At 72.0% G+C, this 24,217-nt stretch carries 22 protein-coding genes and 1 riboswitch; of the genes, 13 read left to right on the forward strand and 9 right to left on the reverse strand.

The window, feature by feature from the left end; all coding sequences use genetic code 11:
* Window positions 1–818: 818 nt before the first annotated feature.
* The 4 genes from qcrB to ctaE form a co-directional block, all read right to left on the reverse strand.
* Window positions 819–2,546 carry a cytochrome bc1 complex cytochrome b subunit gene (qcrB, locus tag FHR37_RS07190; RefSeq protein ID WP_092885027.1) on the reverse strand — a complete coding sequence of 576 codons (1,728 nt, stop codon included), beginning with the start codon at window positions 2,544–2,546 and terminating at the stop codon, window positions 819–821.
* Window positions 2,543–3,577 (reverse strand): cytochrome bc1 complex Rieske iron-sulfur subunit, encoded by a 1,035-nt coding sequence (gene qcrA, locus FHR37_RS07195; RefSeq protein ID WP_092885025.1) that lies wholly within the window; start codon window positions 3,575–3,577, stop codon window positions 2,543–2,545. Before qcrA ends, qcrB begins: the two co-directional genes overlap by 4 nt.
* On the reverse strand, window positions 3,574–4,401 hold the full coding sequence (qcrC, locus tag FHR37_RS07200; protein WP_456237026.1) for a cytochrome bc1 complex diheme cytochrome c subunit: 828 nt from the start codon (window positions 4,399–4,401) through the stop codon (window positions 3,574–3,576). Before qcrC ends, qcrA begins: the two co-directional genes overlap by 4 nt.
* Window positions 4,402–4,489: 88 nt before the next feature.
* Complete coding sequence (gene ctaE / locus FHR37_RS07205) at window positions 4,490–5,137, reverse strand: aa3-type cytochrome oxidase subunit III (protein WP_179770985.1); 648 nt, start codon at window positions 5,135–5,137, stop codon at window positions 4,490–4,492.
* A gap of 152 nt (window positions 5,138–5,289) precedes the next feature.
* On the opposite strand from ctaE, the gene FHR37_RS07210 reads away from it, so the two are divergent.
* Together FHR37_RS07210 and trpD are read left to right on the forward strand one after the other, a co-directional pair.
* Window positions 5,290–5,745 carry a response regulator transcription factor gene (locus FHR37_RS07210; protein ID WP_092885018.1) on the forward strand — a complete coding sequence of 152 codons (456 nt, stop codon included), beginning with the start codon at window positions 5,290–5,292 and terminating at the stop codon, window positions 5,743–5,745.
* Between the two features lie 10 nt (window positions 5,746–5,755).
* Window positions 5,756–6,796, forward strand: a complete 1,041-nt coding sequence (trpD, locus tag FHR37_RS07215) for an anthranilate phosphoribosyltransferase (RefSeq protein WP_092885016.1) — start codon at window positions 5,756–5,758, stop codon at window positions 6,794–6,796.
* Between the two features lie 77 nt (window positions 6,797–6,873).
* Here trpD and FHR37_RS07220 read toward each other — a convergent pair whose 3' ends face one another.
* The 4 genes from FHR37_RS07220 to FHR37_RS07235 form a co-directional block, all read right to left on the reverse strand.
* Complete coding sequence (locus FHR37_RS07220; protein WP_092885014.1) at window positions 6,874–7,155, reverse strand: Lrp/AsnC family transcriptional regulator; 282 nt, start codon at window positions 7,153–7,155, stop codon at window positions 6,874–6,876.
* 90 nt (window positions 7,156–7,245) lie between these two features.
* Window positions 7,246–9,015 (reverse strand): DEDD exonuclease domain-containing protein, encoded by a 1,770-nt coding sequence (locus FHR37_RS07225; protein ID WP_092885012.1) that lies wholly within the window; start codon window positions 9,013–9,015, stop codon window positions 7,246–7,248.
* A gap of 143 nt (window positions 9,016–9,158) precedes the next feature.
* The gene (locus tag FHR37_RS07230; RefSeq protein WP_092885010.1) at window positions 9,159–9,920 is read right to left on the reverse strand and encodes a class I SAM-dependent methyltransferase; all 762 of its coding nucleotides are present in this window, start codon (window positions 9,918–9,920) and stop codon (window positions 9,159–9,161) included.
* A gap of 119 nt (window positions 9,921–10,039) precedes the next feature.
* A complete protein-coding gene (locus FHR37_RS07235; protein WP_092885008.1) occupies window positions 10,040–10,753 on the reverse strand; it encodes a phosphotransferase family protein in 714 nt (237 codons plus the stop codon).
* Window positions 10,754–10,840: 87 nt separating this feature from the next.
* Here FHR37_RS07235 and FHR37_RS07240 point away from each other — a divergent pair, with 87 nt between their 5' ends.
* The 7 genes from FHR37_RS07240 to FHR37_RS07270 all read left to right on the forward strand — a co-directional run bounded on the left by FHR37_RS07240 (window position 10,841) and on the right by FHR37_RS07270 (window position 19,086).
* Window positions 10,841–12,163, forward strand: a complete 1,323-nt coding sequence (locus FHR37_RS07240; RefSeq protein WP_237768917.1) for an NYN domain-containing protein — start codon at window positions 10,841–10,843, stop codon at window positions 12,161–12,163.
* A 156-nt stretch (window positions 12,164–12,319) separates the two neighbouring features.
* Window positions 12,320–12,637 (forward strand): hypothetical protein, encoded by a 318-nt coding sequence (locus tag FHR37_RS07245; protein ID WP_202818188.1) that lies wholly within the window; start codon window positions 12,320–12,322, stop codon window positions 12,635–12,637.
* 213 nt (window positions 12,638–12,850) lie between these two features.
* Window positions 12,851–13,025: riboswitch (cyclic di-AMP (ydaO/yuaA leader) on the forward strand.
* Between the two features lie 10 nt (window positions 13,026–13,035).
* Complete coding sequence (locus tag FHR37_RS07250; RefSeq protein ID WP_092885004.1) at window positions 13,036–14,055, forward strand: C40 family peptidase; 1,020 nt, start codon at window positions 13,036–13,038, stop codon at window positions 14,053–14,055.
* A gap of 96 nt (window positions 14,056–14,151) precedes the next feature.
* Window positions 14,152–15,558, forward strand: coding sequence for a gluzincin family metallopeptidase (locus tag FHR37_RS07255; protein ID WP_092885002.1), 1,407 nt, complete (start codon window positions 14,152–14,154; stop codon window positions 15,556–15,558).
* A 379-nt stretch (window positions 15,559–15,937) separates the two neighbouring features.
* Window positions 15,938–17,203, forward strand: coding sequence for a M48 family metallopeptidase (locus FHR37_RS07260; protein WP_202818187.1), 1,266 nt, complete (start codon window positions 15,938–15,940; stop codon window positions 17,201–17,203).
* Between the two features lie 84 nt (window positions 17,204–17,287).
* Window positions 17,288–18,433, forward strand: coding sequence for a glycosyltransferase family 4 protein (locus tag FHR37_RS07265; protein ID WP_092885000.1), 1,146 nt, complete (start codon window positions 17,288–17,290; stop codon window positions 18,431–18,433).
* Window positions 18,433–19,086, forward strand: a complete 654-nt coding sequence (locus FHR37_RS07270) for a hypothetical protein (RefSeq protein WP_092884998.1) — start codon at window positions 18,433–18,435, stop codon at window positions 19,084–19,086. The genes FHR37_RS07265 and FHR37_RS07270 overlap by 1 nt, the downstream gene beginning before the upstream one ends.
* Here the strand turns inward: FHR37_RS07270 and FHR37_RS07275 are convergent.
* On the reverse strand, window positions 18,988–19,611 hold the full coding sequence (locus FHR37_RS07275; RefSeq protein ID WP_092884995.1) for a maleylpyruvate isomerase family mycothiol-dependent enzyme: 624 nt from the start codon (window positions 19,609–19,611) through the stop codon (window positions 18,988–18,990). The genes FHR37_RS07270 and FHR37_RS07275 overlap by 99 nt on opposite strands.
* A 144-nt stretch (window positions 19,612–19,755) precedes the next feature.
* Here FHR37_RS07275 and FHR37_RS07280 point away from each other — a divergent pair, with 144 nt between their 5' ends.
* From FHR37_RS07280 to FHR37_RS07295, 4 genes are all read left to right on the forward strand, one after another.
* Complete coding sequence (locus tag FHR37_RS07280; protein ID WP_092884993.1) at window positions 19,756–20,751, forward strand: sigma-70 family RNA polymerase sigma factor; 996 nt, start codon at window positions 19,756–19,758, stop codon at window positions 20,749–20,751.
* Between the two features lie 104 nt (window positions 20,752–20,855).
* Window positions 20,856–21,215, forward strand: coding sequence for a VOC family protein (locus FHR37_RS07285; protein ID WP_092884991.1), 360 nt, complete (start codon window positions 20,856–20,858; stop codon window positions 21,213–21,215).
* Window positions 21,216–21,337: 122 nt separating this feature from the next.
* The gene (locus tag FHR37_RS07290; protein ID WP_092884989.1) at window positions 21,338–22,324 is read left to right on the forward strand and encodes a DUF3500 domain-containing protein; all 987 of its coding nucleotides are present in this window, start codon (window positions 21,338–21,340) and stop codon (window positions 22,322–22,324) included.
* Between the two features lie 61 nt (window positions 22,325–22,385).
* A complete protein-coding gene (locus FHR37_RS07295) occupies window positions 22,386–24,119 on the forward strand; it encodes an ATP-binding cassette domain-containing protein (protein ID WP_092884987.1) in 1,734 nt (577 codons plus the stop codon).
* Window positions 24,120–24,217: the final 98 nt, after the last annotated feature.

Raw genomic sequence — 24,217 nt, forward strand, 5'->3', positions numbered from 1 at the left:
GAACGGCTGAAGCGGGTCCCCTGTCCGCGAGGATGGGGGACTCGTTGCGTGTTCCCGGTGCGGTCCCCTGTCCGCGAGGATGGGGGACTCGTTGCGTGTTCCCGGTGCGGTCCCCTGTCCGCGAGGATGGGGGACTCGTTGCGTGTTCCCGGTGCGGTCCCCTGTCCGCGAGGATGGGGGACTCGTTGCGTGTTCCCGGTGCGGTCCCCTGTCCGCGAGGATGGGGGACTCGTTGCGTGTTCCCGGTGCGGTCCCCTGTCCGCGAGGATGGGGGACTCGTTGCGTGTTCCCGGTGCGGTCCCCTGTCCGCGAGGATGGGGGACTCGTTGCGTGTTCCCGGTGCGGTCCCCTGTCCGCGAGGATGGGGGACCCGTTGCGTGTCCCCGGTGCGGTCCGTTCGTGTTTCGCGGCCCTGCCGATCAGGCGCCGGAGCCGGCGTGGACCGCGGTCGTCACCAAGGTGGTGTAGCCCATCGTGAAGCGCTCGCCCGGGCCGTCGAGCGCTTGGTCCACGGCCTTGGGGTTTCCGCCGTACGTTCCTCCGAAAACTGGATGAGGCCGTCGGTGTGGGGGAGCGGGTCCGGCCACCCGGCCGGCTCCCAGGTATCGAACGCCACTACCTCGACCGAGCCGCCCAGCCGCAGACACGGGCGAACGCTCTGCTGGAGTCCGCGGGCACCGGCACCGTGTCCCGACAACCTCACCAGCGTCCTGACCGCAGTGTTCGGGCCGGTGCCGTTGGCGATCCCTGAACAGCACTGTGCCGCAGCCACCAGGTGGTGGACCGCGGCACAGGTGCGGGTGCGCTGGGGGCGCCTCTCAGTGCTCGGAGCGGGAACTCCCGCCGCCGGCGCCGACCTGCTTGGTGCCCTCGCCGTTGCTGCCGGCGTGACCGTTGCCCTCGGCAAGCTCGCGGGCATGGCCGTTGCCGTTGGCCAGCTCGTGGCCGTGTCCGTTGCTGTGAGCGGCTTCCAGTTCGGCCTTCGTCGGCACCTTCAGCTGGTCGCTGAAGTAGAAGCGGGACGCACGCGCCCGTAGCTTCCGCCGCCGGTAGTGGGGGTCGGCCACACCGTGGGCATCCACGCCCGAACCGACCTGCAGGGGCTCCTGGCTGTCGTGGCCGGCGATGGACCAGGCTTCCTCCGGGTCGAGAGGAGCGTGGATCTCGGTGACCTCGCCGTTGGGGGCCCGCATGACGATGCCCGTCTCCCGGCCGTGGAGCAGCCGGTCCCGGTCCGCGCGCTGCAGGCCGATGCAGATCCGCTTGGTGACCAGGAACGCGATCACCGGGCCGATGAAGATCGCGAAGCGGAGGAACCAGGTGATGGAGTTGATCGACAGGTGGAACGTGGTGGCGAGGATGTCGTTACCGCCACCGATCCACAGCAGGCCGTAGAACGTCATCCCGGCCACACCGAACGCGGTCCGCACCGGCTGGTTGCGGGGCCGGTCCAGCAGGTGGTGCTCACGCCGGTCACCGGTCACCCAGGACTCGATGAACGGGTAGAGCGCGAGGACGACGGCCATCAGCCCGAGCAGGCCGAAGCCGGGGATGAAGATGTTCCAGCTGATGGTGAAGCCTGCGAAGTGGGTTTCCCAGTTGGGCATCAGGCGCAGCCCGCCCTCGACCCAGCCCATGTACCAGTCGGGCTGGGTGCCGGCGCCGACCTGGGACGGGTTGTACGGCCCGTACACCCAGACCGGGTTCAGCTGGAAGAGCGCGCCCATCAGGGCGGTGACGCCGAAGACGATGAAGAAGAAGCCGCCGGCCTTCGCCATGTACACCGGCAGCAGGGGGTAGCCGACGACGTTCTGGTTGGTCCGTCCGGGCCCCGGGAACTGGGTGTGCTTGTGGTAGACGACCAGCGCCAGGTGCGCGGTGATCAGCGCCAGGATGACTCCGGGCAGCAGCAGGATGTGCACGGGGTACAGCCGTGGGATCACGACGTCACCCGGGAACGCTCCGCCGAACACGAAGTACGACAGGTAGGTGCCGACCACCGGGAACGCCCGCAGCAGGCCCTCGATGAACCGCAGGCCGGTGCCCGAGAGCAGGTCGTCGGGTAGGGAGTAGCCGGTGAAGCCCTCGACCAGCCCCAGCTGCAGCAGGATGGTGCCGATCAGCCAGTTGAGCTCCCGCGGCTTGCGGAACGCGCCGGTGAAGAAGGTCCGGAGCATGTGCAGCGTCATCGCACCGATGAACAGCATCGCCGACCAGTGGTGGATCTGCCGCATCAGCAGACCGCCACGCACGCCGAAGGAGATGTCCAGCGTCGAGGAGAACGCTTCGGACATGTGCACGCCGCGCAGCGGCAGGTAGGGGCCGCTGTAGACGACCTCCTGCATGCTCGGCTTGAACCACAGCGTCAGGAAGGTGCCCGACAGCAACAGGATGATGAAGCTGTAGAGCGCGATCTCGCCGAGCAGGAACGACCAGTGGTCGGGGAAGACCTTGCGGATGTTCTTCTTGACGAGCTTGGCCAACCCGATGCGGTCGTCCAGGAACTCCAGGGGCTTGCCGAGGGGGTGTGGTGTCGCGCTGCTCATCCGCGCTCCCAATAACTCGGTCCGACGGGCTCGTGAAAGTCGCTTCGGGCGACCAGGTATCCCTCGGCGTCGACCATGATCGGCAGCTGTGGCAGCGACCGCGCAGCCGGCCCGAAGACGACCCTTCCATTGTCGGCGAGGTTGAACGTCGACTGGTGGCAGGGGCACAGGACCTGGTGTGTCTGCTGTTCCCACAGGTTAACCGGGCAGCCCACGTGAGTGCACACCTTGGAGTAGCACAGAATGCCGGAAACACCCCAGTCGCGGCGGTTCGGGAGGGCCCGGATGTCGTTTTCCTTCATCCGGACGATGATGATCGAGGACTTCGCCCGGGCGTCCTGGCGTTTGGCGCCCTCGGGCACCTTCTCCAACGTTTCGGGTACGCCGTTGACCAGTTGGCCGAGCTCGAGGTCCTCGGCCTTGATCGGCTCGAAGGTGACGTCGTTGACGAGCCGGGTGCCGCGCCGCCAGATCGTGTGCGCGGAGGCGTTGCCGGGCAGCGGGCCGAGGTCGCGCAACAGCACGATCACGGGCAGCCCCAGCGCGGCCAGCGCGCCGATCAGCGAGTTGCGGATCAGCTTGCGGCGGCCGATCCCGCTCTCCTCACCACCCTGCCGGACGGTCGCGATGGCCTCGGCGCGTTCCACGTCGGTCGACTTGGCCGGGTGGCGTTCCTCGACCATCTCGTGGTCGGACATCAGCTTGCGGGCCCACTGGACCGCGCCGATCCCGATCAGCAGAAGCGCGATGCCGAGTGCGCAGCCCATGATGAAGCTGGACGCGCCGAAGCCGAGGAAGGACGCGTCCATCGGGACGGCGAAGTAGGCGACCACGAAGCCGAGCGTCAGCAGCGTGGCCAGCCCGAACATCGTGGCGACCTGGCGCTCGGCCCGCTTGGCGGCGCGCTCGTCGACGTCGGTGGGACGCGGCTCGTGCGTCGGCAGACCGGGGTTGGGCACCGGGCCCTCGTGCCCGGTGCCGGTCTGGCCGGCCGGGACGGGAACCTCGCCACGAGAGGTCTCGTCGCTCATTTGCCCTGTGCTCCCTTTCCGTTGGTGCGTGTGGTCCGTGCGGTCTTGGCCGCGATCCACACCGCGAGAACGACGCAGGCGCCGAGTCCGGCCAGCCAGGCGGCGACGCCCTCACTCACCGGGCCGAGACCGCCGAGGCCGAAGCCGCCCTGGCTCGGCTGCTGCTTCAGCTCGTTGAGGTAGGCGATGATCTGCCGCTTGTTCTTCGGCGTGATCACCTGGTTGGAGAACACGGGCATGTTCTGCGGGCCGGTGAGCATCGCCTCGTAGATGTGCCTGTCCGACGAGCCGTCGATGTTGGGGGCGTACTTGCCGTGGGTGAGCGCACCGCCCTTGCCGGCCACGTTGTGGCAGGAGGCGCAGTTGGTACGGAACAGCTCACCGCCCTGGGCGATCTCGGCGTCGCTGAGGTCGGAGGTGTCGAGGTCCTGCTTGGAGGGCACCGACGGGCCCGGCCCGAGCGAGGCGACGTAGGCCGCCAGCGCCGCGATCTCCTCGTCGCTGAAGGCGACCGGCTTCTTCGGGATCTGGGCACCCGGCTGCTGGGCCGGCATCCGCCCGGTGGCGACCTGGAAGTCGACAGCCGCGGCGCCGACCCCGATCAGCGGCGGACCCGCGTTGGTCCCCTGCGCGTTCATGCCGTGGCAGGAGGAGCAGCTCACCGCGAACAGCCTGCGGCCCTGCTCGACCTGCGTCGACTGGGCGGCGTCAGCGGACGCCTTCGACGACGGGGAGGCGACGGCGTAGACGCCGCCGAAGACCGTCAACGCCAGGGCCACGACGACCAAGCCGGCGAACCGGTTGCGACGTCGCGCGCTCAGGATGGTGCTCAGCCGGGGACGAGCCCGGAACCCGACCGTCTGGAACCGGGGGCGACCCCGGACGCCGAAAGGCACGTCTTCCCGCTCCGTCCTACTTGATGAGATAAATCGTCGCGAACAGTCCGATCCACACGACGTCGACGAAGTGCCAGTAGTACGACACCACGATGGCACTCACCGCCTGCTCGTGGGTGAACCGCTTCGTCATGAACGTGCGACCGAGGACCAGCAGGAAGGCGATCAGGCCGCCGGTCACGTGCAGGCCGTGGAAGCCGGTGGTGAGGAAGAACACCGAGCCGTACGCCGTGGAGGACATCGAGACGCCCTCGTGGATCAGCTCGGAGTACTCGTAGGTCTGGCCGCCGATGAAGAACGCACCCATGAGGTAGGTGAGGACGAACCACTCACGCAGGCCCCACTTGGCGGGGTTCAGGATGCTGCCGACCCGGCCCACCTGGCCGCGCTCGGCGGCGAAGACGCCCATCTGGCAGGTCACCGACGACAGCACGAGCACCGTCGTGTTGACGAACGCGAAGGGGACGTTGAGTTTCGCCGTCTCCTGCGCCCACAGGTCCGGCGATACCGCCCGAATCGTGAAATATGCCGCGAAGAGCGCGGCGAAGAACATCAGCTCGCTGGCCAGCCACACGATCGTCCCGACACTGACCATCGAGGGGCGGTTCGGGTGGCCGTGGAAGCGCGCGGTGGGTTCTACGGTTGCTGTCGCCACGTGCGCCATTATGTCGGTCGATCCCCGCTGCCTTCGGGCGACCCCCGGGCGCCCGCGGGTCGGGCGTGCGAGGGGGAGCCGGGTAACATCACCGCCGTACGCCGACAGGCGTCGTGACCGACGCCGCCCGCCAGTGACGAACTCTCGCCGAGGACACCCCGATGAGCGCTGAAGCCACCGCGTCCCAGTCCGGTTCGACCGCCGGCTCGCCCCCGGGTTCCCTCCGGATCCTCGTCTACTCCGACGACCGGACCACCCGCGACAAGGTGAGGTTCGGCATCGGCAAGCGGCCCGAACGCGATCTTCCCCCGGTGGAGTTCGTCGAGTGCGCGACGCAGTACGCCGTCCTCAAGACCCTCGACGCCGGCGGCATCGACGTGGTGATCCTCGACGGGGAGGCGGTCCCGGCCGGAGGCATGGGGATCGCCCGCCAGCTCAAGGACGAGATCTTCAACTGCCCGCCGATTCTCGTGCTGACCGGACGGGTTCAGGACGCCTGGCTGGCCACCTGGTCGCGGGCCGAGGCGGCGGTTCCTTACCCCATCGACCCGATCGCCCTGTGCCGGGCGACGGTGGCCCTCGCCCGGCAGCGCCTGGCCGCCACCTCCGGCCGATGAGCCGGCCGTCATGGCGCAGCAACCGGCCCTGACCTGGCCGCGGCTCCTCGGCCTGCTCCTGCGCGGGGAGGACCTCAGCGGCGAGCAGGCGTCCTGGGCGATGGGCGAGATCCTCGACGGTCAGATCACCCCGGTGCAGGTGGCGGGTTTCGCCGTGGCGCTGCGCCTGAAGGGGGAGACCGTCGACGAGGTCGACGGCATGGTCCGGGCGATGTACGCCCACGCCCGGACGATCGAGGTGCCCGGCCGCGCGGTGGACGTGGTGGGTACCGGCGGGGACGGCGCGCACACGGTCAACATCTCCACGATGGCCGCCCTGGTGGCCGCCGGCGCGGGCGCCCGGGTGGCCAAGCACGGCAGCCGCAGCGCCTCGTCCCTGTGTGGTGCGGCCGACCTGCTGGAGTCCCTCGGCATCCCGCTCGACCTGCCACCCGCCCGGGTAGCCGAGATCGCGGCCGAGGTGGGCATCACGTTCTGCTTCGCCCCGCACTTCCACGCCGCGATGCGCCATGCCGCGCAGACCCGGCGTGAGCTCGGCGTCCCCACGACGTTCAACATCCTCGGTCCGCTGTCCAACCCCGCCCGGCCGCAGGCCCAGGCGGTGGGTGTGGCCGACCCGCGGATGGCGCGGATCGTCGCCGGGGTCTTCGCCGCACGTGGCGTGGACGCCTTCGTCTTCCGTGGCGACGACGGGCTGGACGAGCTCACCACCACGACCACCTCGTCGGTGTGGGTCGTGGGCGACGGCGGGGTGAGCGAGGAGAAGCTGGACCCGGCCGACCTCGGGATCGCCCCGGCGGCGGCGGACGCCCTGCGCGGTGGCGACGTGACGTTCAACACAGACGCCTGCCGGCGGGTGCTCGCGGGTGAACGCGGGCCGGTGCGGGACGCTGTGCTGCTGAACGCCGCTGCCGCGCTCGCCGTGCACGAACCTTCCACCGCGCCGCTGCTGGACCGGATCCGCGCGGGCTATGCGCGTGCCGAGGAGTCGGTGGACGAGGGACGGGCCGAGGCGACCCTCAAGCGCTGGGTGGCCGCGGCCCGCGGTTAGCGGCCTGCCGCAGGAAAGACCCGGCCACCCGGACCGGCCACCCGGATCGGGATGGATGGTCCCGTTCGCCGTGCGGGCTACTCGGGGATGCCCAGGCTGAACGCCGCTTCCAGGTCGTGCTGGGAGTAGGCGCGGAACGCGATGTGGGTCTCGGTGGACAGCACGCCCGGCACCTTGTTGAGCTGATCGGCCACGACGTCGGCCACCTGGTCGTGTTCGCGGACGCGGACCAGCGCGATCAGGTCGATGTCGCCGGTGACGGAGTAGACCTCGCTCACGCCGTCTAGCTCGGCGATCTCCTGGGCCACCTCCGGGATGCGCGCGACATCTGCCTGGACGAACACGATGGCGGTGATCAAGTTCCCTCCACGGGGCGCTCGGGTGGGTTGCGGCGGCCGGCTGAGCCGGCCGGAGAGCAGGGTCGGGCGGGTGGGGCGGGGCGGACGCCGTCATCGGGCCGGCCGGTGGGTCGGCCGCAGGCGCCTGCGGTCCTGGCAGGGTACGACGTCGTCACGAGCGGCGTACGCGGTGTCCAGCCACTCGGTGTGGGCCTGGGCGCCGCCGACCGGGCAGCTCCACTCGCCGGCGAGCTCGACCAGGCGTACGCCGGGCTGCTCCAGCCAGGCGAGGATCCGCTCGGTCTCCTCGGCGGTCGCGGCCGGTGTCGGCGGAGGTGGCGGCTCGACCGTCTCCGCGGTGGCCACGATCTCGTCCACTCCGGCGCGGGCGGGCGTGCCGCGCGGAACGACGCCGGCCGCGGCCAGCCGGCCGTACCTCACCACGTGTGCCTCCCAGCCGCCCTCTTCGGTGCGCTTCGCGGCGACCAGCTCGGGACAGCGCGCCAGGGCGCTCATCCGCTGGAAGCGGGCCGCGGCACGGACGAAGGCGGCCATCCGGTCGCGGTGGACACTCGCCTCCTCGAACCTCGACTCCACCACCAGCCGGCCGATCCGCCGGGTGGCCGCCTCGATCACCGGGGTCGGGTCGGCGCCGACGGCGTGCCGGATCGCGTCGACGTGGGTGGCGTACGTCTGTACGTCGACCGCACCGACGCACGGCGCCACGCACCGGTCCATCTCGGCCAGCGCGCACGCGGAGCCCGGGCGCGGGGTGCGGGACAGCCGCTGGGTGCACTGCCGGATCGGGAAGGCCTCGTGGATCGCGGCGACGGCCCGCTCGGCCACCCGCCGGGAACCGAACGGGCCCAGGTAGGTCGCCGCGTCGGCTTTCACCTCACGGACCAGTGACAGCCGCGGGAACGGCTCCACGGTGACCTTGAGCCAGGTCGCGCGCTCAGGGAACCTGGACCGGCGGTTGTACCTCGGCTTGTGCGCGGCGATCAGGCGCAGCTCGCGTACCTCCGCCTCCAGTGGCGTCGCGCACTCGATGCCGGTCACCTTCGCCGCGAGGCTCACCATCTCGCCCATCCGCGAGCGGGTCTCCGACGCGGTGAAGTAGGTGCGCACCCGGGTGCGGAGGTCCTTGGACTTGCCGACGTAGAGCACCCGGCCGCGGTCGTCGGTGAAGACGTAGACCCCCGGCGCATGCGGCAGCTGGTCGGCGAGGTGGCGTTTGCGGCGCTGGGCGGGGGTGACCCGCGAGCTGAACGCGGCCAGCTCCTCCAGGGAGTGCACGCCCAGCGGGCCGAGGCGTTCGAACAGCCCGTGCAGCACGTCGACCGTCGCCCGGGCGTCGCCGAGCGCGCGGTGCTGGGGAACGGTGCCCGAACGGAAGAAGCGGGCCAGGGTGGCGAGCTTGCAGTTGGGCGCGTCGTCGCGGGTGAGTACCCGCCGGGCCAGCCGCGCGGTGTCCAGGACCTCGAACGACGGCCACGGCCGGCCGTGCTCCTGCGCCGCGGCCCGGAGGAATCCCACGTCGAACGGCGCGTTGTGCGCCACCAGCACGCAGCCCTGCGCGAACTCCAGGAACGCGGGCAGCGCGGACCCGACCCCCGGGGCCGAGGACACCATCGAGTCGGTGATGCCGGTGAGCACGGCGATGAACGGCGGGATCGCCGCACCCGGGTTGACCAGCGTCTGGAACTCCCCGAGCACCTCGCCCGCCCGGACCTTCACCGCACCGATCTCGGTGATCCCCGCCTGCTGCGGCGAACCCCCCGTGGTCTCCAGGTCGACCACACAGAAGGTCACGTCCCGCAAGGGGGTGCCGAGCTCGTCGAAGCTCGCCTGGACGGGCAGGGAGGGTTCCGCGACGGTCATGCGCCAGACGCTACGGGCGGCCACCGACAACCGGCCGAAACGACGCGCCACGGGTCCGGTCCTCGCCGGTGGCGGACCGATGTGGGTTCTCGTACGACGTCATCGGTACCGCGCCGGCGGGGCTACCGCCGGCGCGGATGGGGTCAGGCGTGGCCGAGCCGGATCTTGGACTGGCCGTGCGGCCGCTTCTCCCAGTCGGCCATGAACCGTCCGCGCAGGCCGTGCCGCTGGGCCAGCTTCAGCAGCGTCTCCGTGCGGTAGTAGAAGTCCTCGCGCAGCACCTGGTGCTCTCGTCCCTCGGTGCGGTCGAAGGTGAAGTCGAAGAACCCGCGGGGAGCGAGGACGCGGCCGACGTGGGCGAAGCACTCCTCGATCACCGGGAGCGGGGAGTGCGAGAAGACGCTGTGCGCGTGCACGACGTTGAAGTACGCGTCCGGCAGGAACTCGAACCTCAGGTCGCGCACCGGGGTGAGGTGCGGGACCTTGTCCTGCAGGCCGTCCTCGACCAGCGTCTGCTGGGCGGCGATCAGGATGTCGGGGGAGATGTCCAGCCCGTAGTAGTTGCCGGCGTCGAGGTAGTCGACGAACAACCGTCCGGCGCGGAGGTTTCCGCAGCCGATCTCCAGCATCCGGTCGCCGGGCTGCAGGCCGTGTTCGACGAGGTAGTCGAACTGCATCCGGCCCAGGGCCAGCCAGCGCGCGTGGGACTTGCTGCCCACCGCGGCCTCGGCGCTGCGGGACGCGTCGGACCTCATCACCGCCCGGTAGTAGTCCACGTGGTCGCGGTTGCGCAGGCGCAGCACCGTGTCCCGGGCGAGCCGTCGGGCGTAGGGCGGCACTTTCGCCGGGTTTCGCACGGCGTAGCGCAGCTGGTAGAGGAGGTTTTCCCGGTCCTTCGTCGTCACGCTGGCGAAGTTAACCACGCCTCGGTAGGGCGCACCGAGCCACCTCGCCGTGCGAGCCTGCTCCGCGCCTGACGGGGCTCCTCCGCTCACCTTCCGCTCACCTTCGGCTCACCTTCCACTCACTCCGGCCAGGCCGCGGTGACGGCCGCGCGCCGGGACCACTGCCGAGCTCCCTCACCGCCGAGCTTCCATCGGGTGCAGAACGCCTCCAGCGCGTGACAGCGCGCGACCATCACCGCCCGGCGGGCAGGCCAGGCGTACGGCGGACCGCCGTACGCGGCGTGGAACTCGCCGAGCAGCGGAGTCCGGTCGGGATGGTGGGTCCGGACGATCCACTCGCACCAGGCCACGTCCTCGATCGCGGAGCCGAGGTGGGCGAACTCCCAGTCGAGTACGGCGGTGACGGCGGTGTTGGCGGGGTCGAGGAGCAGGTTGTTCGGCCCGTAGTCGCCGTGCACGAGGACGGTGCCGCCGGGCAGATCGGGGACGGCCGGCGCCCCGTCCGACGTCGGCAGGCCGGAAAGGCGCGCCGGATCGACCGAGTGGATCTCCCGCAGAGTGCGCCCGCAGGCGGCGAGCACGGCGGCGGCCCGGTGCGGCGGCTCGCTCGGCGCGAGGAGGTCCTGGCCGTGGGTTCCGCGGACGAAGCCGGTCGTCAGGCGGAGATCGCCGGCGGAAACCAGCGGCGGCAACGGAATCGTGCCGGCCAGGCGGTCGAGCACCATCTGCTCCCGGCGCCGCCGGCCCCGCGCGTCCGGACCGGCGTACTCCTTGACCACGACCGAACCGTCGCCGACGGTGCGGTTGGTGTAACCGTGTGGCAAAGGTCGCATGGCGGGCATTCTCCCGTACGGTCTTCGGCCGGGGGCGGGGCCGGGAGTCGGGCCCGAGTCGGCTGGTGCGCCGATACGCTCGCAGCCGTGAGCAACGGAGCAGCGGCGTCGCAGGACCCGCCCGACGACCTGGGCCGGCCGCTGCCCGAGCCGGTGCGGCAGCGGGTCGTCGGAATGGCCTCCGACACTCTCGGCGAGCTGACCGCCGACGAGGTGCCCTCTGCTCTGCGGCCGTTCGCCCGGTTCGCCCCGGGCCGGCGCGCCCGGCTGGCGGCCATCCCCATCGCGGCGGCCGTCGACGCCGACGCCGACTTCCGGGCCCGGGTGGCCGACCGCATCCGGACCCTGGTGCCCGATCTCGCCGCGGCGGTGACCGAGGGCCGCCGACCGTCCGCGGTCGATCCGATGGACGTGGCCGCCACGGCGTACGTCCTGCGACCGGAGGGGTGGGAGAGCGTCGTCGGCGAGGTGCTCGACCAGCTCGAACGCGAGACCGCCTCGCTGGCCGGTGAGCGCGAGTCCGAGTCGCTCACCCGGTTGCGGGAGCAGGTGGCGGAGGCGCGCGCCGGAGTACGCCAGGAACGCGACCGGCGCCGGCACGAGCTCGCCGCGCTCAAGGAGGAGAACGCCACTCTGCGGCGCACCCTGCGCCAGTCCCGTGAGCGCACCCGGGCGGCGGAGGAGGAGGCGGCCCGGCAGGCGGAGCTGGCCGCCCGGGCCAGGGAGGACGCGGCAGCCGACACCGCCCGCGCGGAGGCCGAGCTGCGCCGGCTGCGGACCCGCATCGCGGACGCGGAGGCGGCGATCGAGGTCAACCGTCGTTCCGCGAGGGAGGGCCGTGACCTGGCCAGCGTCCGGTTGCGGTTGCTGCTGGACACGCTGGTGGACGCGGCGCAGGGGCTGCGCCGGGAGCTCGCACTGCCGCCCACGCAGTCGCGCCCGGCCGACTCGGTGCCCGCCAGGGAGGCGGCGGCCGGAGGGCTGCCGTCGGGGCCGGAGGGCGTCATTCCGCTGGAGACGTTGCTCACCGTGCCCCAGGTCCACCTCGTGGTGGACGGCTACAACGTGACCAAGACGGCCTGGCCGACCCTGCCGCTGGAGACCCAGCGCACCCGGCTGGTGACCGCGCTCGGTGGCGTGGCCGCCCGTACCGGCGCCGAGGTGACCTGCGTCTTCGACGGGGCGAAGCTCGCCGTGCCGCCGCAGCTGAACACCCCGAGAGGGGTGCGTGTCCGGTTCAGCCCGGCCGGGGTCAGCGCCGACGACGTGATCCGCCAGCTGGTGGCGGCCGAGCCGGAGGGGCGTCCGGTGGTGGTGGTGTCCAGCGACCGGGAGATCGCGGACGGGGTACGCCGCTCCGGCGCCCGCCCGATCGCTTCCGACGCGTTGGTGCGCCTGCTCGCGCGCTGACCCCCGTGTGCTCGTTCGGCGGCACTGTCGGTGGTCGTGTCTAACGTTTCCGGCAACGGCGAAAGCCGGACGCGAGACAGGCGCCATCAGGTGCCGGGCGAACGGCCGCCGAGGAGACGGACGGAGGGCAGCATGCGGATCCAGTGCGATCGCTGCGTGGTGCGGAAGCGTCGCTGTGAGGACTGCGTGGTCGGGGTCGTTCTCGGTGCGCCACCCTCGTCGATCGAGCCCGTGGGCGTCGAGCCCGTCGGGCCCGCGGGGGCGGAGGTGGTGCCGGTCGCGGTCGACGCGGCGTGGCTGGACGCGTCGGGGGTGGCCCCGCCGGAGTTCGGCGAGGTGGGGTTCGAGCTCGACGAGGCAGACCGGAAGGCACTGCGGGTGCTGGCCGAATCCGGCCTCTGGTCGCCGGACCACCCACCGTGGCTGGCGGAGCCGGAAACACCGCATCGGGGCGGCGTCTCGGCCGCCCGGTGACCGGTCCGGGACGCCATCGGAAGCGAGGAGTGCGGAAGTCGCCACGATCGGCAACCACCGCGTGTCGGCGTGACCGGTCCCGCGGTGCCCTGTTTCCGTGGGACCTGTACGCGACATGTCGGCAGGATTTGAAAGCTTCGGGTGCGATTCACTACAGTGCCGCCCGAAGTGTCCGTTCTGCGTAAGTCGGCTACCCAGTCGGCGCGGGCACCCGCTTAGTCTCCGCCGGACACCCGGAGGAGAGCCGGGGACCCAGGTTTCCCGGGGTGAATCGGCGGCCTTGGCGGTCACGTGATCACGTGGTCACGTGGATCGGCAGGACCTCCGTAGGGCGGCTTCCTGGCCCGAACCCGTCAGCTGACCCGGTAGGCGTCCGAGGAGAAGAGGCTCACCGCCCGATGTCCAATCGCCGCACCTGCCCACCCGGGCGCGCGTTGCTCGCCGTCGGCACCGCCACCGTCGCGCTCGTCGCCGCGGTCCCCGGGGCCAGTTACGCAGAACCCCGCCGCGACATCGGCCAGGTTCGCAAGCAGGTCGACGATCTGTACGAGCAGGCGGAGAAGGCCGCCGAGCAGGCCAACGAGCTGAACGACCAGACGAAGGTCATCGACCGCCGCCTCGGCAAGCTCGACGTCGACGTCGCCCGGCAGCAGAAGCGGCTGAACTCGATGCGCGGCCAGATCGGCCAGTTCGCCGCTGCCGAATACCGCGCGGGTGCCGTCGACAGCACGGTGCAGCTGCTGGTCGCGCAGGACCCGAAGGAATACATCGCGCAGATGAGCACTGCGGAGGCGTTCGCGGGACAGCAGGGGGATCTCCTCCTGCAGCTCCAGTCCGAGCAGAAGCGGCTGTCGGAGCAGAAGGCGGCCCGCCAGGCGGAGCTGGCCCGGCTCCGCGACGCGCGTGACGCCGCGAAGGCCCGCAAGAAGCAGGCCGACGCCAACGTCGCCAAGGCCAAGACCGTGCTCAACCAGCTCACCGCCGCCGAGCGGCGCCGGGTGCAGGCACGCGAGCAGGCGGCGGACCGGCCCTCCCGTGGGCAGGAGCGCATTCCGCTTCCGTCCGGCAGCGGCCGGGGTGCCACCGCGCTCGCGTTCGCCCGTGCCCAGCTGGGCGAGCCCTACGTCTTCGGTGCCGCTGGCCCGAGCAGCTGGGACTGTTCCGGTCTGACGATGATGGCCTGGCAGGCGGCGGGAGTGTCCCTTCCGCACTCATCCAGGTCGCAGTACGCCATGTCGGCCAAGGTGTCGCGTTCGCAGCTGCGGCCCGGTGACCTGGTGCTCTTCTACTCCGACCGGCACCACATCGGCCTGTACGCCGGAAACGGCATGGTTCTGCACGCGCCCCGCCCGGGCAAGAGTGTCGAATACCTCCCGATGCGATACATGCCGTACGCCGGCGCGGTGCGACCCGGATAGGGTCCCGCAGAATCCTCGTACGGCACAAAGCTGTCCACTCGCCGCCTCTCCTCGTTCAGCGGGAGAGGCGGCGAGCTTTTTCCGTACGATGCGGGTGTGATCGGCGACTCTGCGCAGCGGGTACGCCGTCGGGCCGCTCCACGCCGACGGTTCGCGGCACGGACCCTCGCCGCCCTCGTCGCCGGCATTCTGCTGGTGTCCGGGGTGTTCGCGTCCACCGTGGCGGTGATGACCGGATCGGCTGTTCCGTCCGCGGTCGGCTCACTGGACTCCCGCGGCGCCACCCGCGGTGCCGGCGACCTCGCCCCGGCGGTCCGGCCCACGCTCGCCGCACGGAGTGGACACCTCACCGCCCAGCGCGTCGCCGTCGCGGAGGACCTGCTCGGCCGGCAGGCCGCCGCGATCCGGTCAGGTGACAGGCGTGCCTACCTCGCCACGGTCGACCCGCGGGCCCGTGCGTTCGCCGCGACAGCCGCCCGTACCTTCGACAACCTCCAGCGGATGCGGGTGCGCCAGGTGCACTTCGGCACCCCGGTGGTCGACACGCGCGGGTTCGCTCCCGCCCGGCGGGCCGCACTCGGGCCGTCCGCCTGGGTCGCCTCGGCCGAACTGTCCTTCCGGCTCGCCGCCGGCGACACCCAGCCGTGGAGGACCACGCTGCGGATGGTGTTCGTCGACCGCGACGGAGCCAGCTATCTCGCCGGCGACCGGGAAGGGCAGGGGCCCGACACGTCGCTGCCGTTGTGGCTGACCGAACGGATCGACGTCGTTCACGGCGAGCACAGCATGGTGGCGGGATCCGCCGGCCGGGACGAGCTTCGCCGCTTCGCGCGCACCGCCGATCTCGCGGTCCGGCGGGTGTCGGAGGTGTGGGGACGCAGGTGGGACCAGTACGTCGTCGTTCTGGTGCCACCCAGCCAGACGCAGATGGAACGACTGATCGGGGTCGACTCACACACCCAGACCGCGGTGGCGGCGGTGACGACCTCGGTCGGACGGCCCGATCCTGCCCTCGCCTCCCACATCGTGGTCAACCCGCACACGTTCGACCAGATCGGCAGCCTCGGCCGGCTCGTCGTCCTCACCCACGAGGCGACCCACGTCGCGTCGCACGCCACCGTGAGCGGCATGCCGGTGTGGCTGTCGGAGGGCTTCGCCGACTACGTGGGCTTCCACCGGTCCGGGCTGCCGTCCGCGGTGATCGCCCACGAGTTCCTTCGCGACGTGCACCGTCGCGGTGCTCCGGACGCGTTGCCGAGCGGCGCGGAGTTCGACCCGCGGGCCAGGGCGCTGGACGAGGCGTACGAGTCGGCGTGGACGGCCTGCCGCTACGTCGCGTACCACTGGGACCAGGCCACGCTGCTGCGCTTCTACGTCGCGATGGACGGTGCCCGGACGAAGGCCGACCAGGAACGCGTCTATCGGCGCGTCCTCGGCACCTCCTCCGACCGGTTCGTGCAGGGATGGCGTGCGTACGTACGAGAACACAGCGACGACGACTGACCGCCGGGCTGGCAACGACCGATTGACAACGACCGATTTGACAACCGCCGATTGACAACGACCGGCTGCCGCGCGCCGGGCAACGGTCGGTGCGCAACGACCGGCCTACTGCCGGACCGGCTGGCCGAATTGGCGGCGACCGGCTGACGACGGGGTGAGGATTGTGGCGAGACCGCGGGCCGCAGGGACCTAGCCGGCCGGGCTCGGAGCGTGCGTTGGGGGAAACGTGCGTCGACGGGGGAACGTGCGGCTACGGGAATCCGTACCTCGGCCGGATTCCGTACGTCCGCGACAGATCGGGCGTGGCCGGACGGCTGCGCGTCACCAGGCGGACTGTTGTCAACCAGGGATTGACAGACGGTCGGCGACGGTCGTGTTGGTGGCGCTGCTGGCCGGGCTCGTCCTACTCGTCCTGGTCACCACGCCGTGGAGCCCGTGGGCTCGCACGAGTACGCTGCTGCCGACGTCGACCGCGCCGCTGACCGAGGACTTCGACCGGACCGAGATCGCCAGCAGTGTGGCGTTCCAGCAGTTGGTGCGTGCTCCGGCGTACCTCACCGGCCTGGCCGGGCTGGTGGTCTCGGCATGGCTCGGCCTGACCAGGACCGGCGCCCGGATCGCCGGCGCGTTGCTGCCCCGCGTACGACGGTGGTGGCTTCGGGTCGTTCTGGGCACCTTCGCGGTGACTCTGGCGGTACGGATCCTGGTGCTGCCGTTCGACCTGTGGCTGGAGAACGTCCGCCGGGACAGCGGGGTGTCCACGCAGAGCTACGCCGGCTGGGCGGGCGACACCGCGATCGCCTTCGGGGTGACGTTCGCGGTCACCGCCGTGCTGCTGGTCGGCATGCTGGCCCTGGTCCGGACCTTTCCGCGCTGGTGGTGGGCGCTGGGCTCGGCGATCGGCGCGGGGATGGTGGTGGCCGGGTCGTTCGTCTATCCCGTTCTGGTCGAACCTCTCTACAACCACTTCACCCCGATGCCTCCCGGGCAGCTGCGCACGGAGTTGCTCGACCTGGCCGCCCGCGACCACGTGCCCGTCGGCGACGTTCTGATCGCCGACGAGTCCCGGCGCACCACCCGGTTGAACGCCTACGTGTCGGGGTTCGGCTCCACCCGCCGGATCGTCGTCTACGACACGCTGCTGACCGACGCCACCCCGGACCAGGTGCGGCTGATCGTCGCGCACGAACTCGGGCACGCCAAGCACAACGACGTGCTGCGCGGGACCGTGGTGGGCGCGGTCGGGGTGGCGTCCGGGATGGTCGCGCTCGCGCTGTTGCTGGACTCGGCCCGGCTGCGCCGGCGGGCCGGCCTCAGGTCGGCCGCCGACCCGCGGGTGGTGGCCCTCGTGATCGCCCTCACCGCGATCGGCATGCAGGCCAGCCTGCCGCTGCAGAACGCGATCTCCCGGCGGATAGAGGCCAGCGCGGACGTGCACGCCCTCGACCTGACCCGGGACCCGCAGGGGTACGCCCAGGTGCAGCGCTGGCTCGCGGTGTCCAATCGCAGCGACCTGACCCCGGCACCGGTGCTGTACGTCTTCTACGCCACGCATCCCACCGCGCCGGAGCGGATCGCGCTGATCCGGTCGTGGTCGCGGCGCCAGGGCCTGCCGGCCGTTCCCGCGATGGCCACCACCGAGTGAGCCGTCGATGGCATCAGACGACGACGGGGCGGCGAGCCGAGTGCGTACCGGCCGCGGACCGGGTGCCGGATAGGGTCGGTCGTCGTGGCCCGCACTCTGGTGGTGACGAACGACTTCCCGACCCGGCAGGGAGGCATCGAGGCGTTCGTACTCGCACTGTGCCAGCGGATGCCCCCGGCGGAGGTGGTGGTCTACACCGCGTCGATGGCCGGTGGCCGTGAGTACGACGCCACCCTGCCGTTCCCGGTGATCCGCGACCGCACCTCGACGCTGCTGCCCACCCCGGGACTGGCCCGGCGTACCACCCGCGTGCTGCGCTCCGAAGGCTGTGACCGGGTGCTGTTCGGGGCCGCCGCACCCCTCGGCCTGCTCGCGCCGGCGCTGCGCCGGGCCGGGGCGAAGCGGATCGTGGGGCTGACCCACGGCCACGAGACGTGGTGGGCGCGGGTGCCGGGTCCACGCGGGCTGTTCCGCCGGATCGGGCGTTCCACCGACGCGCTCACCTACCTGGGGGAGTACACCCGCTCGGTGCTGGCCCGCGGGCTCGCCCCCGAGGACGCGGCCCGGCTGACCCGCCTCACTCCGGGGGTGGACACGGAGACGTTCCGGCCGGGCACCGGCGGGGAGGTGGTCCGCAAGCGGCTCGGCCTTCCCGCCGACCGGCCGGTCGTGGTGTGCGTGGCGCGGCTGACCGAGCGCAAGGGCCAGGACACGCTGATCACGGCCTGGCCGCACGTGCTGCGCGAGGTGCCGGGAGCGACCCTGCTCGTCGTCGGGGACGGTCCCTACCGCGCCGACCTGGAGCGGCTGGCCGAGGAGACCGGCGTACGCGGGAACGTCGAGTTCGCGGGCGCCGTGCCGTGGACCGACATCCCGCCGTACTTCGACGCCGGCGACGTCTTCGCGATGCCGTGCCGCACCCGGCTGGCCGGCCTGGAGCCGGAGGGGCTCGGGATCGTGTTCCTGGAGGCGCAGGCCAGCGGGCTGCCGGTGGTCGTCGGCGACTCCGGCGGCGCGCCGGACGCCGTACGCCACGGGGAGACCGGCTACGTCGTGGACCCGTACAACCCGGTGGCGGTGGCGTCGAAGGTCGTCACGCTGCTCCGGGACCCGGCCGCCGCGCGGGCGATGGGCGAGCGGGGCCGCGCGTGGGTTCGGGAGAACTGGACGTGGGACGCGTCGGTGGCCAGGCTGCGCGGGCTGCTGGGTTATCCCGGCGAGGACGCCTGATGCCGCTGGTGGACCTGGCCGACGACACCTTCGTCGTGGCCGAACCGGAGCGGCTGGCGCGGCAGCTGACCGCGCCTGAGTTCTGGCGCGCCTGCTGGCCGTCGGTACGGCTCGAGCCGTACCACGACCGGGGCGTGGAAGGCATGCGGTGGTACGTCCGGGGCGAGTTCACCGGCACCGCCGAACTGTGGCTGGAGCCCTACCGGGACGGCACCGTCGTGCACGTGTTCCTGCGGGCCGATCCGGCCTCGGATCCAGCATCGGATCCGGCCTCGGGGCCGGTGGCCGGCCGGCGGGCGGGGCGGGTGCGACGGGAGTTCGCCGTGGCGGTGAAGTCGGCGATGTTCGCGGTCAAGGACGAGGTGGAGGCGGACCGGACGGTGGGCGTCGGCCGGCGGCCGCTGCCCGGCCCTGTTGCCGACTCCGGGGCTGCCGCCGACTCCGAGGCTGTCGCTGCCTCTGGGCCGGTCGCCGGCTCCGGGCCGGTCGCCGGCTCCGAGCCCGCGTCGACGGTCGAGCCGGATCGGTCAGGCGCCGGCCGTAGCCTTCGGGCACTACCGGGAGAACCGCGCCGCGGCCTCTCCGGTGAGCCGGCCCGGCGGCAGGCGCCGCCCGCAGACGACGAGCAGCAGATCCTGCGCCAGACCCCGTAGCGGTGTCCCGGTGCCGTGGTTCCAGTCGAGGTCGGTCGCCTGCAACCTCACCCCCGCGAGGTCGGCCCCGAAGAACGCGATGTTCCTCGGCCGCATCCCGGCCAGCACCGCGGCGACCCGCTCCGGCGGGACCGGGCGGTCGAGCCCCAGGCCCACCGTGATGTCGAGCCCGTGGATGACGTCGTGCGCGAGCGCGCCCCCGACGCCACCGCCCGGCGGCTTCCACGGGTGCCCGACGTTGTCCCGCAGCGTGGCGATCAGTCTCTCCGGTGGCAGCTCGGCGGCGGCGCGACGCGCGTACCGGTCGGCCATGCGGTTGAAGTCTCCCCGCGCCCTCACCAACCCCGCCAGCGTCCCGGCGAGTGAGACGCGGAAGGGCATGGTCGTGTGGGCGACGACCTCGCGCACCCGCCATCCCTCGCACAGCGTGGGCGCGTCCCACTGCTCCGGGCTCAGGGCCGCGAGCAGTTCCGCCTGCTCGGCGCGTTCCGCCGCCACCGCCTTGCGAAGGTCGTCCTCGGTCATCCCGTTCTCCTGTCCCTGTAGTCCGTGTCGGATGTGTCGTCTGTCGTCCGTACCGTTGTCTCGGCAGGGGTACGGACGCACGGCCGGAAACTCATCGGTCCCGTCCCGCCGGGATGTGTCGGTGCCGGCCCGTATGGTCTGGGAATGCCCAAGACGACGACCGGTGAGGGGTCCCGGCTGGAGCCGTTCCGGACCGAGCTGACCGGTTACTGCTACCGCATGCTCGGCTCCGGGTTCGAGGCCGAGGACGCCGTGCAGGAGACGCTGCTGCGCGCCTGGCGGTCGTTCGACCGCTACGACGAGCGGCGGGCGTCGCTGCGCACCTGGCTCTACGGCATCGCCACCAACATCTGCATCGACATGCTGCGCAGCGCCCAGCGCCGCGCTCTGGCGATGGACCTCGGCCCGGCGTCGGAGGCCGGGTCGGGCATCGGCGAGCCGGCGTCGGAGCGGTTCTGGGTCCAGCCGGTCCCGGATGCCCTCGTGCTGCCGATGGACGGTGACCCCGGGGAGCTGGCCGTACGGCGCGAGACGATCCGCCTGGCGTTCGTCGCCGCGCTGCAGCACCTGCCGCCCCGGCAGCGGGCGGTGCTGATCCTGCGCGACGTTCTGACCTGGAAGGCCGACGAGGTCGCGGTCCTCCTGGAGACCACCGTCGCGTCGGTGACCAGCGCGCTGCAGCGGGCGAGATCGACGCTCCGGGCGGTCGGCGGCGTGCCCGGTGAGCCGTTGCGGCCGTCCGACCACGCCCAGCGCGAGCTGCTCGCCCGCTACTGCGCCGCGTTCGAACGGCACGACGTCGCCGCGCTGGTCGCCCTGCTGCACGAGGACGCGACGATGTCCATGCCGCCCTTCGTCTGGTGGCTGCGCGGCCGGGAGCAGATCAGGCGAGTGCTGCTGGCCCCCGGCGCGTCCTGCGAGGGCGCGCGGCTCGTCCCGGTCGCGGCGAACGGCTCACCGGCGTTCTGGCAGACCCGGCCCGGCCCCGACGGCGTCCACGTCCCCTTCGGGCTGGTCGTCCTCGACGTGTCGGCAGGGCTGGTCACCGGCAGCACCACCTGCCTCGACATCGACCGGCTGCTCCCGCTCTTCGGCCTCCCCGCCGGTGTCTCCCCGGCCGCCGTCGGCGCCTCCGGTTGACGCGCGTCCCGGTGGCCGCGGGCAATTCCCTGTCCACCGATGAGTTTCGCTCCGCCGGGCCGTACCACCGTGGACAGCGACGTGAAGCGAACAAAGGAGCGGACATGGCGAGCGTCCACCCCATCATCGTCACTCCTGATCTGCCCCGGCTGCGGTCCTTCTACGAGCGGCTGCTCGGCGCGGTGGAGACGCGCAGCTTCCCGGACGACGGACCCGCCTTCTTCGTGGGCCTGAAGGTGGGCGACTCCGAACTCGGACTGGTCGGTGAGGCGGCGGCAGACCTGTCCGTCCCGTCGCGGATCCTGCTGAGCGTGCGAGTCGACGACGTCGACGGCCTGCTGGAGGAGGTCGAGGCGGCCGGCGGCCGGGTGCTCGGCCCGTCGAACGACATGCCGTGGAGCGAACGCGTGGCCCACGTTCACGACCCCGACGGCAACATGGTCAACCTGACCCAGATCCTCTGAGGGCATCACGGCCGGACGTCGCCCCTCCGGCCGATGAGGGACAGCGTGCCCGAGCGGGCCGGGTTCTGTCGGTGGCCCCGGCTAGCCTGACTGGCGTTCTGGACGGCGAACGTGGAGGACCGATGCCCGCAACCCAGGCAGGTACGACAGCTCGGATGGTCGCGGCTGCGACGACGTTCCTGGCCGCGCTGACACCGGACCAGCGGACGGCCGCCACGGCGCCGTTCGACACCGACGACCACCGGGCCTGGACCTACCTGCCCGGCCCGCGGCCCGGCCTCGCCCTGGCCGACATGTCCGACGATCAGCGAGGCCTGGCCGCCGCGCTGCTGGCGACCGGGCTGAGCGCCGAGGGCCACGGCCGGGCGCAGGCGATCATGACGCTGGACGGCATCCTGCGCGAGGTCGAGCGCGAGGCCGGTTCGGACATGTGGCAGCAGCGCAACTCCGGGTTCTTCTGGGTCCGCGTCCTCGGCGACCCTGCCGGCCCGGAGCCGTGGGCGTGGCGGGTCAACGGCCACCACCTGGCCGTCCACTTCGCCGTGGTCGGTGACCAGGTGGCGTCCACTCCGCAGTTCTTCGGCGCCAACCCGGCCACCGTGCTGTCCGGACCGCACACCGGCCTGCGCACCCTTCCCGAGTCCGAGGACCTCGGCCGCGCCCTGCTGGCCTCCCTCGACTCCGACCGGCAGGCGCGAGCGGTGGTCGCCGCGGAGGCGCCGGACGACATCCTCACCCGGCGCGACCCGGTGGCCGACGCGGGCCCGATTCCCCGCGGTCTGGCGTACGCCGACATGACCGACCCCCAGCGCGGGCACCTCGAGACGTTGGTCCGGCACTATCTCGGCCGGTCGGCGCCCGAGGTGGCCGAGGCGTCCTGGCACGACGTGCAGAAGGCCGGTCTGGAGCGGGTCACCTTCAGCTGGGCGGGTTCGCTGCGTCCGGGCGTCGGCGAGCGGCACTACTACGCCGTGGCCGGCCCGACGTTCGTGCTGGAGTACGACAACACCCAGAACGACGCCAACCACATCCACACCGTCTGGCGCGACCTGCGCAACGACTGGGGCGAGGACCTCCTGGCCGCGCACTACGCCCAGCAGCACCGCTGATCCGACGCCGGGCCGTTAATGGTTCGCGGTCGGCCGCGAGCCGCCACCACACTGGGCTGTCATGGGCCATGTCGACGTGGTGAACGTCCGCTACCAGCTGCTCGACGGACGGCCGCTGCTGACCGACGTGAGCTTCCGCGTCGGCGAGGGCGCGAAGGTCGCCCTGGTCGGTGCGAACGGTTCGGGCAAGACGACCCTGCTCGGCATCGTCGCCGGCGACCTCGAGCCCGCGGCCGGTGCGGTGTCCCGCAGCGGCGGTCTCGGCGTGATGCGGCAGTTCGTCGGCACGGGACGGGGCACGGAGACCGTGCGGGACCTCCTGCTGTCGGTGGCCCAGCCGCGGATCCGGTCCGCGGCGGCCAGGCTGGAGCGCGCGGAGCTCGCCATGATGGACCGCGACGACGAGCCCACCCAGGTGGCCTACGCCGCCGCGCTCGCGGAGTGGGCCGACGCCGGCGGCTACGACGCCGAGGTGGTGTGGGACATCTGCTGCACCGAGGCGTTCGGGCTGTCCTTCGACCGGGCGTCCTGGCGGCCGGTCACCACGTTGTCGGGTGGTGAGCAGAAGCGGCTGGTGCTCCAGGCCCTGCTGCGCGGCCCCGACCAGGTGCTGGTGCTGGACGAGCCGGACAACTATCTCGACGTACCCAGCAAGCGCTGGCTCGAGGGCCGGTTGCGGGAGACCGACAAGACGGTGCTGTTCGTCTCCCACGACCGCGAGCTGCTGGCGGCGACGGCCGAGCGGATCGTCACCCTGGAAGGCGGCCGGGAGGGCAACGCGGCCTGGGTGCACGGCGGCGGTTTCCGCTCCTACCACGAGGCTCGCCTGGACCGGCACGCCCGGTTCGGGGAACTACGGCGCAGGTGGGACGAGGACCGGGCGAAGCTGCAGACGCTGGTCGACACCCTCCGCGCGGCCAAGTCGCCCAAGACGCAGGCGGCGGTGAGCAGGCTGGCCCGCTTCGACGCTGCCGGGCCGCCGCCCGCACCGCCGCGCCGCCAGGACATCCGGATGCGGCTCACCGGTGGGCGTACCGGCGTTCGCGCGCTGACCTGCGAACGCCTTGCGCTGTCCGGTCTCACCTCCGCGTTCGACCTGGAGGTGTTCTACGGCGAACGGCTCGCGGTGCTCGGCGCCAACGGCACCGGCAAGTCGCACTTCCTGCGACTGCTCGCCGGCTGGCCACGTGAGGACGCGGTCGCGCACGAGGGAACCTGGAAGCTCGGCGCCCGGGTCGTACCCGGCCACTTCTCCCAGACCCACGAGCGACCGGAGCTGACCGGCCGCACCCTGCTGGAGATCCTCTGGGAGGACCACGCCGTCGCGCTCGCGGCGGCCGCGCCCGCGCTGAACCGCTACGAGCTGACCGCGGCCAGGGACCAGCGGTTCGAGACCCTGTCCGGCGGTCAGCAGGCGAGGTTCCAGATCCTGCTGCTGGAGTTCGGAGTCCGCCGCGACGGCGTACGTACGCCCGGGTCGGTGTCCGCACGCCCGTCTGCGGGCACCTCGGCGGGCACTCGCGCGGGCGATCCGGCGAACCTGCCCGGCGGCAGGTCGGGGGACACGCCGGTGGGCACCGACCGCGCGGCCGCGACGATGCTGCTGCTCGACGAGCCGACCGACAACCTCGACGTGGCCTCGGCCGAGGCGCTGGAGTCGGCGATCGACTCCTTCGGCGGCACGGTCGTCGCGGTGACCCACGACCGGTGGTTCGCCAGGTCGTTCGACCGGTTCGTGGTGTTCTCCGCCGACGGTACGGTCACGGAGGTGCCCGAGCCGGTCTGGGACCACTGACCGACCACCGGCCGACCACCGGCCGACCACTGACCGACCACGGACCGACCTGACCGGACCCGGCCCTCGTGGCCGGTTGGGCCCTGCCGGGGCGGGTG

The organism is Actinopolymorpha cephalotaxi (assembly GCF_013408535.1).
GTDB lineage: Bacteria > Actinomycetota > Actinomycetes > Propionibacteriales > Actinopolymorphaceae > Actinopolymorpha > Actinopolymorpha cephalotaxi.